The sequence below is a fragment of the Streptomyces sp. SP17BM10 genome, from assembly GCF_036322405.1.
Lineage (GTDB): Bacteria > Actinomycetota > Actinomycetes > Streptomycetales > Streptomycetaceae > Kitasatospora.
The window spans coordinates 223,191-234,805 of the sequence record NZ_JAQYXB010000623.1; the positions used below are offsets into that span (position 1 = coordinate 223,191).

The following is an 11,615-nucleotide window of genomic DNA, read 5'->3' on the forward strand; positions in this document are numbered from 1 at the left end:
CTCCCTGAGCTCCGGCGCCTCGGGTCGGGACGACTCGGCGCGACGTTCGGTGACGGCAGGGTAGACGCGAGCGCTTCGCCTGTGAAGTCGCCGAGGTTCTCGAAGTCTAACACCAGCGCCACCTCATCAACACACCTGCCAATATAGTGGCAGCTAGTGCTAATATACTGGCGTTTGCGATCGCCACAGAGACAATCGTCCTGTGGGAAGGTCCTGCGTCGCCCCGGCCACCCGGGGCGCGGGGGCCCCGGGAACCCGGGGCGCAGGACCGCCCGAACCCCTTCCGAATCCGGAGGAGACATGCGCAGCGGTACGTCTTTCAGCCAGGGCCTGCGGCACAGCGTCGACGACAACCGGGCCGGCGGCCCGGCGTGGACGGTGGAGGCCGTCCGCCAGGTGCGCTACCACGTCGTCAGCTCCGACCACCTGTTCGCGCTCGACAACACGGCCCTCCTCGACGGCTGCCCGGACGCGCCGCTGCGCGCCGGGGACCGCCGGCTCGTCGTCATCGACGAGAACGTCGACAAGCTCTACGGCGGCCGGATCCGCGACTACTTCGCGTACCACCGCATCGCGGTGACGATGGTGGCGCTGCGGGCGGACGAACCCGTCAAGGAGTGGGAGTCCGTCCTGCGCGTGGTCGACGCCATGAACGACTTCGGCATCGACCGCCGCCGCGAGCCGGTCCTCGCCATCGGCGGCGGCGTGCTCACCGACATCGTCGGCTTCGCCGCCAGCCTCTACCGGCGCGGGACCCCGTACATCCGCATCCCCACCACGCTGATCGGCCTGGTCGACGCCGGGGTCGGCGTCAAGACCGGCGTCAACTACGGCCTCGGCAAGAACCGCCTGGGCACCTACGCCCCGGCGACGGCCACCTTCCTGGACCGCACCTTCCTGCGCAGCCTCGCACCACGGCACATCAGCAACGGCCTCGCCGAGATCATGAAGATGGCGCTCATCCGCTCCGAGGAGCTGTTCGCGCTGCTGGAGTCCTGGGGCGCCGCCGTGCACGCGGACCGGCTCCAGGGCTCCACCGGGGAGCTGGCCGCCGCGTCGGACGCCATCGTCGCCGAGGCCATCCACCTCATGCTCGAAGAGCTCCAGCCCAACCTGTGGGAGTCCCATCTGGAGCGGTGCGTGGACTACGGGCACACCTTCAGCCCGACCGTCGAGATGCACGCGCTGCCCGAACTCCTGCACGGCGAGGCCGTCATGATCGACATGGCCCTCACCACCGCGCTGGCCACCCTGCGCGGCGACCTCTGCGAGGCGGACGCCGACCGCATCCACCGCGTGGCCGGCGCGCTCGGCCTGCCCGTGTGGAACGACGTCCTGGAAGACCCCGCCCTCCTGGAGGCCGCCCTGCTCGACACCGTCCGCCACCGCGACGGCCACCAGCGGCTGCCACTGCCCGTCGGGATCGGCCGGCACCACTTCGTCAACGACGTCACTCCGGCCGAACTCCGGGCCGCCACCGACCTGTTGCGGCGCAAGGCCGCGATAGCCGGACACACCCCGGCCGGCTACGCGCGGGTGAGCGCGTGAGCGCCCCCGCGGCCCGGCCCGTCACCGCCGTCGTGGTCGGCGGGTCCACCGGCATCGGCCGCGGCATCGCCGACGCGTGGGCCGCCCAGGGCGTCGAGACCCACGTCCTCAGCCGCTCCCGCCCCGCCGGGCCCGGCGCCGACCTGCTCGCCTGGCACTCGCTCGACCTGCGCGACGGCGACGCGGCGCGGGCCGCCCTGCGCTCCGCGATCCCGCCCCGGGTCGACCTCGTCTGCTACTCGGCCGTCTACTTCACCGACCGCCGCGAGCCCTTCGCGGACGTCCGCGAGGGCGACTGGCTGGACCAGTTCGCCGTCAACGTGCACGGGCTGGCGTGGACCCTGAAGGAGACGCTGCCCGCCCTGCGAGCGGCCGGCCCCGGACTGTTCCTGCACATCTCGTCCGAGGTGGTCTACAACGCCGGCCCGAACCGGTCCGGCTACGCCGCGACCAAGGCCGCCGCCGACTCGCTGGTCCGCTCCGTCGCCCAGGAGACCGATCCGGCCGAGGTGACCTTCGTCCAGGCGCTGCCCGCCGGGATGGTCGACACCCCCGGCATCCGCGCCCGGCGCCCGGCCGGCTTCGACTACGGCGACTACATGACGCCCGCGCACTTCGGGCCGCTCGCGGCCGAACTCGCCCGCACGCGCGGGGTGCCGTACGCGGGCGAGGCGCTGGTCGTGCACGAGGACCGCAGCTGGACACCGGTCCGGGACGCCCTCCCGGCGTCCCAGTCCCGTCCGCCGGCCTCACAGCGCGCCTGATCGCACCCCACTCACTGCCCCGAGCACCACGTTGAGGAGAACCCGTGCCACTGCTCCAGGCGCACACACTGCTGTTCGACATGGACGGAACGCTGGTGGACTCGACCGCCCTGGTCGAGTCCACCTGGGCGGACTTCTGCGGGCGGCACGGGCTGGACCTCGCCGAGGTCCTCGCCTTCGCCCACGGCCGCCCCACCCGCGAGACCGTGCACCGCTTCGTCGCCGACGCGCCGCTCGCGGCGGCCGAGACGCGCCGGCTGGTCGCGCACGAGGAGTCGGAGACCACCGGCATCACGGCGGTCCCGGGCGCCGCCGCGCTCCTCGCCGCGCTGGGGCCCGGCTCCTGGGCGGTCGTCACCTCCGCGAGCCGGCGGCTGGCCGAGGTGCGGCTCGGCGCGGCCGGGCTGCCCGTGCCGGAACTGCTGGTCAGCGCCGACGACGTCACCCGCGGCAAGCCCGACCCGCAGGGCTACCTGCTGGCCGCGGAGCGGCTCGGCCGGGAGGCGCGGGAGACCGTCGTCTTCGAGGACTCCCCCGCCGGCATCCGCGCCGCACTGGCCTCCGGCGCGCGCACGGTGGTCATCGGCGCCTGCGCCGACCACGACCACGAGGCGCAGCGGCACCCCGACTTCCGCGGCTTCTCCGTGGCCCCGGCCGACCCGTCCCGCCCCGGCGTGACGCTCACCGTGCCGGAGCCCGTCGCCGGCGGACGGCCGGTGCGGCGATGACCGGGCGGACGGCCGTGGCCACGGCCACGCTCGCCGCCGACGTCGGCGGCACCTGGGTGCGCTGGCGCGCGGGCGGCCCGGGGAGCCCGGTCGAGCGGGTGCCCGCGCCCAGTCGGCTGCGCCACCCGGAACGGGCGGTCGCGGACCTCCGGCGCGACATGGTCGAACTGCTCGGCTCCGCCGCCCCGCCCGGCGCCAGGGCCGCGGTCTCCTTCGGCGCGGCCATCGACCACCTCACCGGCGTCGTCCACGGCTCGGCCCCGCTGTGGGGCGCGGCGGACGAACCGTACGACCTCCTGACCGCCCTGCGGGAACACCGGCCGGACGTCACCTGGACCCTCGTCAACGACGTCACCGCCGCCCTCGCCGACTTCTCCGTCCACCACACCCGCCCCGGCACCCGGCGCGTCGCCTACCTGACCGTCAGCAGCGGCATCGCGCTGCGCACCGCCGACCTGGAGCGGACGGTCATCCCCGTCGACGAGTGGGGACTTCAGGGCGAGGTCGGACACCTGACCGCCGCCTGCCCGCCGGAGCTGGCCGGGCTGCTCTGCGAGTGCGGCGGGCCCGGCCACCTCGCCTCGCTGTCCTCGGGCCCCGGCCTCGTCCGGGTCGCCGAGCGGCTGGGCCTGCCGGACGCCGCCCGGGTGGCCGACTGGCTGCCGGGCGCCCTCGACGCCGGCGACCCGGACGCCCGGCGGCTGCTCGGCCTGTGCGTGGAGCCGATCGCCCAGCTGATCCGCACCCTGTGGTGCCTCGACCCGCACCTCGACCTGCTCGGCCTCGGTGGCGGCGTCGTCGAGGGCCTCGGCGCTCGCTACGCCGCCGAACTGCGCCGCCGCCTGGCCGCCTCCACCTCGTACGCCGCCCGCGGCTACAGCCGGGCCTGGCTCGACGACCGCCTGGTGGTGTGCGGGCCCGGCGACGTGGACGCGCTGCGCGGCGCCGAGTGCATCGGCAACTGGCCGCCGAGGACGGCCCGGTGAGCGCCGCCGCGTACAAGGCGCTGGTGCGCCGCGCCCCCGACCGCCACGGCCGCACCCTCGTCGACGTCGCCGAGGTGCCCACTCCCGCGCTACGGCCCGGCGACGCGCTGCTCGCCCCCGCCGTGGCCGGCATCTGCGGCACCGACTGGCAGATCCTGCGCGGCCTGCGCGACGACCCCACCCCGGTGCTGGGCCACGAGGGCGTCGCGTACGTCGTCGAGCCGGGCGACACCGGGCTCGCCCCGGGCACGCCCGTCACCGTGAACCCCACGCACCCGGACGACCCGTCGTTCCTGCTCGGGCACAACCTGCCCGGCCTGTGGGCGGAGCTCACCCGGATCCCGGCGTCGGCGGTACGCGCGGGCCTGGTCGTCCCGGTGCCGGACAGCGCCGTGCGCCCCCGGGTCGCCTCGCTGGCCGAACCGCTCGCCTCCGTCCTGTACGGGCTGCGCAGCACGCTCCGACTGGTGCGCCCGGCCTCGCTGGTCGTGTGGGGGGACGGCATCGTCGGCCGCCTCGCCACCGAGCTGTGGCCCCGCGAACTGCCGGGCCTGCGCGTCCTGTTGACCGGCCACGGCGAAGGCGCCGTCCACCCGGACGACCCCGCACTGCCTGGCCTCCTGGCCGCCCTGCCCGGACCGGTCGCCGTGGTGATCGCCACCCCGCGCACCGCCACCCCGGACGCCCTGCGGGCCGTGGACCGCCACGTGCCGGGCACGCTGGTCGTGGACGTGCACGCCGGACTGCCCGCCGGCCCGGTCGAGTTGACCGCCGGGGCCGTCGACGTGACGGCGGTGCGCGCCGAGCACTGCGGTGGCGCGCCGTGGCCGCCACGGGCCACCGACCTCGCCCGGCCCACCGGCCCGCTGCTCCTGCACGGCCACCGGGGCGTGTCCGGCGACCACCTGCGCGAGGCCGTCGCCCACCTCACCGCCCCGCGCGAGGCGCTCGGCCGTGACGTCCTCACGCACGAGGTCGGGCTCCACGCGGCCGCCGAGCTCGTCAACACCGTCCTGACCACGCGGCGGCGGGTCGCTGACGGCCGCCGGGTCCTCAAGGCCGCGATCCGGGTGGCACCCCCGCGGGAGCGGACGTTCGGCGCCGGGGGAAGCCGGTGACCCCCCTCACGGTGACACCCCTCACGGTGGCCGCACCGCAGTGGCGGATCGCCGACGACCGGACCGCCGCCGCCCGGGCCGCGCTCGCGGCCGGGGCGGACGCGCTCCACCTGGACTTCGGCGGCGCGCACCGGGGCCCGTTCCTCGACGACCCCGCCGAACTCGCCGCCGCCGAAAGGATCGTCCGGACCGTGCCGGTCCCGGTCCTGGCGGTGAACCACGTCAACGACCTCGGCCTGGCCCTCCCCGACGGCACGGCCAACCCCGCCGCCCTCGACCTGCTGCGACGGGCCCTGGCCTGCGCCCGGTACCTCGGCGCCCGGGTCCTGCACGTCCCGGGCTTCCGGCGCAGCCGGCCCAGCACACCCCGACTCCGCGCCGGCACGGTCCGGCTGCTGCAAGCCCTGGGCGACGACATCGACGCGGCCGGGCCGGCACTCGCCTACGAGTCACCGCTCGCCGCCGAGGACAGCCTCGCCCTCGCCCGCGCGGTCGGCCACCCGGCCCTGCGGCTCGTCCTGGACACCGGCAACCTGCTCGACGCCGGCGCCCCGCCCGCCGACTTCGCCCGCGCCGTCGCGGCGGCCGGGCTGCTCCTGCCCGATCTGCACGTCAAGGACCCTTCCCCGCCGACGACTTGGCGCGGCATCCGGGCCGAACTGCCGGCCCTGCTGCGGCTCTCCGGCACCCGCACGGTGCTCGTCGAGAACGACTACCGGCAGGAGCCCGACCGCCTGCGCACCGACGTCACCGCGTGCCGCGCGGCGGCCCCGCACACCCTTCACCCCACCCCCAGGGAGGACTCCCCGTGAAAGCCATCCTGCTCACCGCCGCGCGCACGGTGACGATCGCCGAGGTCGACCCGCCCGTGCCGGGCCCCGGCGAGGTGCTCGTCCGGGTCGGCCTGCTCGGGCTGTGCGGCACCGACCTCGGCTTCTACGACGGCACCAGCAACTACCTGCGGGACGGCCTCAAGAGCTACCCGTTCGTCCCCGGCCACGAGTGGGTCGGCACGGTGTGCGGGACGGGCCCCGGCGTCGACCCCGGCTGGGGCGGACGGCGGGTCTCCGGGCACAACTTCCGTGCCTGCGGCCACTGCCCGGCCTGCCGGGCGGGCCGGATCCGGTACTGCCCCGACCGCAGCGAGATCGGCGTGCTGGGGCCCCGCCCCGGCGCCGGGAGCGAACTGCTGACCGCCCCGGTGGACACCCTCACCCGGATCCCCGACGCCCTGTCCGACACCGCCGCGGCGCTCCTGGAACCCACGGCGGCGGCCGTGCACGCGGTGGACCGGATCGCGGTCGGCCCGCACGACCGGGTCGCCGTGCTCGGCGGCGGCACCCTCGGGCTCGCCGCCGCCCAGGTGGCGCGGGCGCTCGGCGCCGACACCGTCGTCCTCGACCCGCACCCCGCGGCCCGCGGCCTCGCCGCCGCCCTCGGCCTGCCCGCCCTGGCGGCCCCGGACGAGCAGGACCAGGGGGCGTACGGCGCCGTGGTGGAGGCCTCCGGCAGCGGCGCCGCCGTCCGGGCGGCCGTCGGCCTGGTCGCCGCGGGCGGCCGGATCGCCCAGCTCGGCACGCCCCACCACCCCGTCGACGGCTTCGACGCCGCCGCGCTGGTGATCAAGGACGTCACGCTGCACGCCGTGCTGTCCGGGGTCGGGTACTGGGACCGGCTGGTGGAGCTCGTCGAGTCGGGCGCGGTCGACCTCGACCCGCTCGTGGAGCAGGTGTTCGCGCTGGACTCGCTCGATGCCGCGTTCGCCCAGCTCGCGTCCCCGGACCGCGGGCGGCCCAAGGTGCTGGTGCGCGTCGGGGCGCCGCAGCCGGAGCGGGCCGCCGTGACCGCAGCGGCGTCGGTGCGGTGATGACCGGCACGGAACTCCGGGCCGACGGCCCCGCCCGGACCGACGCCCGCGCCGACGCCCGGACCGACGCCCGGATCGACCCGCGCACGGCGGCGCGGCTGGCCACGCTGGCCGCCGCCGCCTTCGTCTACGTCACCTTCGAGGTCTTCCCCGTCGGCCTGCTCCAGGACATGGCCGACGACCTCCGCGTCCCGGCCGGGCGGATCGGGCTGCTGCTCAGCGGCTACGCCGTCGTCGCGGCCGTGGTCACGATGCCGACGGTCGCACTCGCCGCCCGGGTCTCCCGCCGCACCGCCCTGCTCGTCTGCCTGCTCGTCCTGCTCGCCGCCGAACTCATGGCCGCGTTCGCGCACGACTACCCGACGATGGTCGCCAGCCGGGTCGCCGCCGCACTCACGCACGGGGTGCTGTGGTCGCTGATCGCTCCGGCGGCGGCCGCCCTGGTGCCGCGCGAGCGGGTGGGCACGGCGACCGCGGCCGTCTTCGGGGGCGCCACCCTGGCCTCCATCGTGGGCAGCCCCGGGACCACCCTGGTCGGGCAGTTGATCGGCTGGCGCGCCACGGCGCTGCTGCTCGCGCTCGCCACGGCGGTCGTGACGGGCACCCTGGCCTGCGCGCTGCGCCGGCGGCCGGACGGCGCGCCCACCGATGCGCCCGCGCGGGAGGAGACGGCTGCCGCCGGGCGCGTCGGCATGGACCGGCGCGCCGTGCTGACGCTGTGCGGGGTGGCGCTCGTGCTCGTCACCGCGCACTTCCTCAGCTACACGTACTTCTCCGTGCTCGTCGGCGGCGTCACCGGCTCGGCCGGGTCCGTGGTCATCCTGCTGACGGTCTTCGGGCTGGCCGGCGCGGCGGGCACCTTCCTCGTCGGCCGCCACAACGACACCGCCCCGCGCCGGACCGCCACCGTGACGACGGCGGCCTTCGTGGCGGGCGTCGGCCTGCTGCTGCTCGCTTCCGCCCCGCTGCCGGGGACCGTCGCCACCGGGCTGGCCGCGGTCGCCGTCGCCCTGTGGGGCGGGGCGTTCGCCGCCGCCGGGCCGGTGTTCCAGACCGGGATCATGCACTTGGCGGGCGACGACGCCGACCGCGCGTCCTCGATCTACGTGACCGGCTTCCAGATCGGCATCGCGAGCGGCTCGGCCCTCGGCGCGGCCCTGCTCGACGGCTCCCCCGCCTGGCTGCCCGCCGTCTCCACGGCCCTCGCCACGGCCGTCCTACTCGCCGTGGTGCTCCGCCGCCCGATCCCGGAGGCGGCCGGGCGGTAGCACCGCCACCGGGTGCTCCTGCGGCCCGGCTCCGTGCGGCAGGGCGGGCAGGACGTTCTCGGCGAGGATGCGCCCGCTCTCGCCCGGATCGAGCGCGTCGTCCGACGGTCCCGCCGCCTACGGCTCCAGGCGGCGGTCGTCGATGTCGACGGTGGAGATCCCGGACGGATGCAGCTCGTGACGGGCCGTCAGGATCAGGTGCTGCAGCGGGCGCACCGGGGTGGGCAGGCACGTGGCGATCGCGTGGGCCGCGGGCCGCCGCGAGAGCGGCAAGGCGGTCACGTGTCTCAGGGGACACCTTGATCGTCGCATCAGCCATACGCGATCGCACACCGCCGGTACACCAGTGGTGTACCGATCTCCCGGGCCCACCCACGCAGGCCGCTGCCCGGGGGACTGCGGCCCGGTCACCGTCCGTTCGGTGACCGGGCCGCTTCCGCCGTACCGTCGGCCGCTCGCATGCCGCGCCCGTCGTCGTGCCGTCGGCCGCTCAGATGCCGTGCCCGTCGAGGAACCGCTCGACGTCCAGGGCCCACAGCCGACCCTCGTCCTCGGTGAAGGCGTGGCCCGCGCCCGGGTACTCGACGACCTCGGCCCCGGCGATCCGCTCCCCCAGCAGCCGGGTGGTGGCCGGGAGGACGACGCGGTCGGCGCCCGCGACGACGACGAGCGTGGGCACGGCGATCTCGCCCAGCCGGCCGGTCAGGTCGACCCGGGTGGCGGCGGTGATCTGGAGGAGCCCGCCGACGGGCAGCCCCGCGCCGACGGCGGCGGCCTGCGCGCCGTGCTCCTCCGCGCCCAGCTCGGCGAGGAGCCGGGGGTGCGTCAGCATGCTGATCAGGTAGGCGCCCAGCACGGCCGGGTCCTCGGCCGCGGCCAGGGCCTCCCAGACCGCGGCGACCGTGCGCAGCTGCGCGTCCGGCTCGCTGAAGCCGACCGTGAGCACCAGGCCGGTGACCCGCTCCGGGTGGCGCAGCGCGGCGGCGAGGGCGACGGCGCTGCCGAAGGACGAGCCGACCACGGGGAACCGCTCGTGGCCCTCGCGGACCAGGGCGGCGACCAGGGAGTCCGCCAGCGCGAACACGTCCAGGTCGCCGGCCGGGTCCGAGGCGCCGGTGCCCGGGTAGCGGGTGCCGACCAGCCGCCGGCTCCCCGCGAGGCGCCGGATCAGCGGCCCGAAGTTCAACTCGACGTCGCCGCCGGCCCCGTGGGCGAGGGCGAGCCCGGTGCCCGTCCCGGCGCTCAGGTACTCGGTGCGGCCGGTGCCGAGCAGCGCGCTCGACACCGGCGGTAGGAGGTCCGTCACCTCGTGCCCTTCCCCTGGCTGAACCGCCGCACCAGCGGCATCTCGACGTACCGGTACAACAGCCCGGCGATCACGAGCGAGATCGCGAGCGCCGACGCCAGGTAGACGGCGACCATCGCCGCCGATCCGAACGGCCCGTGCAGCACCTTGATGTTGAGTGTGTAGAGCACCAGGTAGTGGCACAGGTAGAAGGCGAACGACGCATTGCCGAGGGCCAGCAGGGGCCGGGAGGCCAGGACGCCGGGGCGGCCGGCGACGTCCCGCTGGGCGGCCGCCACGATGAGCAGGACGCACGAGACGATCAGCGGCGCCCGCCAGCCGAACAGCACCGGGCTGTAGGTGGCGACGGCGTAGGCCGGGACGAACGACACCAGGACCCACGGCAGGCTGATCCTCGGGAACCGGCCGGAGGCCACCAGCTGGGCGGCGAACATGCCCGCGAAGAAGTCGAAGAGGCGCCCCAGCGGGAACACGTAGGCGAACCACAGCTGGAAGCCCGTCACGCTCGGCTCGCTGATCAGCTTGATGTGTCCCGACGGCAGCGTGTACGCGAGGACCGGCATCAGGAAGGCGCCGCCCACGCACACGGCCAGCCCGGCCCAGGAGGTGCGGGAGCGGACGGTGCGGAACCGGGCGATCACGAACGGGAAGACCAGGTAGAACACCGCCTCCACCGCGAGCGACCAGCCCGGGGGCAGGACGGTGAAGTTGTGCTTCGGGTTCGGCACCCATACCTGAGTGAGCGTCAGGTAGCGCAACACGTCGGAGAGTTGCGTGCCGGTGCCCCAGAACACCGCCACCGCCGCGGCCCCGGCCGCGTAGTACAGCGGAAGGATCTTGACGAACCGGCGACGGTAGAAGGCCCCGAGGCGGTCGCCCGTGCGGGACGACCAGGTGAGCACGAAGCCGCTGAGCACGAAGAAGAACGCCACGCCGAGGCCGCCGAACTGGTTGGAGACCTCGTGGAAGACGACGTTGGTGTGGTGGTCGGCGAAGGTCGGCAGCGCCAGGTACGAGGAGTGGCACACGAAGACCGACAGCGCGGCGAAGAAGCGCAGCCCGGTCAGCGAGTCCAGGCGGCTGCGCCGCCCGGCCGCCGCCGGCGGCGGCCCGCTGGGTGCGGGGACCGCCGCCGGCGCCGGCGCCACTCTGCCGGCGCTGCTCACCGTGCTCATTCCCCGGCCGGGGAGGTCAGGGCCGACACGGCCGCCACCGCCGCGAGGCCGTCCTCGTACCCGAGCACGGCGGCCACGCCGCGCACGTCGGGGTCGAACGGGTCGGCGCCGAACCCGGCCCGGGCCCGCTCGGACGGCTCCAGCACGACGGCCCGGTCCAGCACCTCCTGCCGCTCGGGCGTCACGTAGCCCGGCAGCTCCGGCTGGGGGCGCAGCACGAGCACGCGATCGGCGTGGGCGGCGAGTTCGGCGTTGGTGAGGGAGTAGGTGCCGCCGTCGACGTAGTCCGCGCCGTCGATGGTGGCCACCGGCCACAGGCCCGGCACGGCGCAGCTGGCGGTGAGCGCGTCCACCAGGCCGACGCCCGAGTCCGCGGTGAAGACGGCGGGCTCGCCGTCGGCGCGCACGGCGGTGACCGAGAGCCGGGCCTCGGGCCAGGCGTCCCGCTGGAGGCGACCGGCGATCGCGGCGCGGCGGCGGGCCGGGTCGGTGCCGGAGCGCTCGCGGGACAGCGCGGCGAGCCGTTCGGTCTTGACGGCGAGGGACTCGTCGGCACCGTGGACGGCGAGGACGTCCGGCAGGATCTCGGCGAGCGAGACGGCCGGGGCGAGCTCGGCGTTGCGACGGGACTTGCGGACCGTGCGGTCGAACTCGGCGGCGGCGCCGGAGTGCAGCACGGCGGCGGCCACGGCGGCGCCGGCCGAGGTGCCGACCACGTGGCCGACGGCGTCGAGCCGGAGCGCACCGGCCTCCTCCAGCGCGGCCAGGACGCCGATGGTCCAGCCGATGCCGGCGAGTCCGCCGCCGCCGAGGACCACGGCGGTCGATTCCTGCGACATGAACATCCTCCAGTTG

Annotated in this window: 12 protein-coding genes; 8 read left to right on the forward strand and 4 right to left on the reverse strand. The window is 75.9% G+C overall.

The window, feature by feature from the left end; all coding sequences use genetic code 11:
• Positions 1–300 precede the first annotated feature (300 nt).
• Genes PUR71_RS25520 through PUR71_RS25555 form a run of 8 tightly spaced genes read left to right on the forward strand, consistent with a single transcriptional unit; the run spans position 301 to position 8,279 of the window.
• Complete coding sequence (locus PUR71_RS25520) at positions 301–1,548, forward strand: sedoheptulose 7-phosphate cyclase (protein WP_329929445.1); 1,248 nt, start codon at positions 301–303, stop codon at positions 1,546–1,548.
• Entirely contained in the window at positions 1,545–2,312 is a 768-nt protein-coding gene (locus tag PUR71_RS25525) for an SDR family NAD(P)-dependent oxidoreductase (RefSeq protein WP_329929446.1), read from the forward strand. Before PUR71_RS25520 ends, PUR71_RS25525 begins: the two co-directional genes overlap by 4 nt.
• 44 nt (positions 2,313–2,356) lie before the next feature.
• Positions 2,357–3,040, forward strand: a complete 684-nt coding sequence (locus PUR71_RS25530) for an HAD-IA family hydrolase (RefSeq protein ID WP_329929447.1) — start codon at positions 2,357–2,359, stop codon at positions 3,038–3,040.
• Positions 3,037–4,026, forward strand: a complete 990-nt coding sequence (locus PUR71_RS25535; RefSeq protein WP_329929448.1) for an ROK family protein — start codon at positions 3,037–3,039, stop codon at positions 4,024–4,026. Before PUR71_RS25530 ends, PUR71_RS25535 begins: the two co-directional genes overlap by 4 nt.
• Positions 4,023–5,144 carry an alcohol dehydrogenase catalytic domain-containing protein gene (locus PUR71_RS25540; protein WP_329929449.1) on the forward strand — a complete coding sequence of 374 codons (1,122 nt, stop codon included), beginning with the start codon at positions 4,023–4,025 and terminating at the stop codon, positions 5,142–5,144. The genes PUR71_RS25535 and PUR71_RS25540 overlap by 4 nt, the downstream gene beginning before the upstream one ends.
• An 11-nt stretch (positions 5,145–5,155) precedes the next feature.
• A complete protein-coding gene (locus PUR71_RS25545) occupies positions 5,156–5,956 on the forward strand; it encodes a sugar phosphate isomerase/epimerase family protein (RefSeq protein ID WP_329929450.1) in 801 nt (266 codons plus the stop codon).
• Positions 5,953–7,011, forward strand: a complete 1,059-nt coding sequence (locus tag PUR71_RS25550) for a zinc-dependent alcohol dehydrogenase (RefSeq protein WP_329929451.1) — start codon at positions 5,953–5,955, stop codon at positions 7,009–7,011. The genes PUR71_RS25545 and PUR71_RS25550 overlap by 4 nt, the downstream gene beginning before the upstream one ends.
• Entirely contained in the window at positions 7,011–8,279 is a 1,269-nt protein-coding gene (locus PUR71_RS25555; protein ID WP_329929452.1) for an MFS transporter, read from the forward strand. The genes PUR71_RS25550 and PUR71_RS25555 overlap by 1 nt, the downstream gene beginning before the upstream one ends.
• 117 nt (positions 8,280–8,396) lie before the next feature.
• Here PUR71_RS25555 and PUR71_RS25560 read toward each other — a convergent pair whose 3' ends face one another.
• The 4 genes from PUR71_RS25560 to PUR71_RS25575 form a co-directional block, all read right to left on the reverse strand.
• Complete coding sequence (locus PUR71_RS25560) at positions 8,397–8,561, reverse strand: hypothetical protein (RefSeq protein ID WP_329929453.1); 165 nt, start codon at positions 8,559–8,561, stop codon at positions 8,397–8,399.
• A 208-nt stretch (positions 8,562–8,769) separates the two neighbouring features.
• Entirely contained in the window at positions 8,770–9,585 is an 816-nt protein-coding gene (locus PUR71_RS25565; RefSeq protein WP_329929454.1) for an alpha/beta fold hydrolase, read from the reverse strand.
• A complete protein-coding gene (locus PUR71_RS25570) occupies positions 9,582–10,751 on the reverse strand; it encodes an acyltransferase family protein (RefSeq protein WP_329929455.1) in 1,170 nt (389 codons plus the stop codon). The genes PUR71_RS25565 and PUR71_RS25570 overlap by 4 nt, the downstream gene beginning before the upstream one ends.
• Positions 10,752–10,756: 5 nt before the next feature.
• Complete coding sequence (locus PUR71_RS25575) at positions 10,757–11,599, reverse strand: patatin-like phospholipase family protein (RefSeq protein ID WP_329929456.1); 843 nt, start codon at positions 11,597–11,599, stop codon at positions 10,757–10,759.
• Positions 11,600–11,615: the final 16 nt, after the last annotated feature.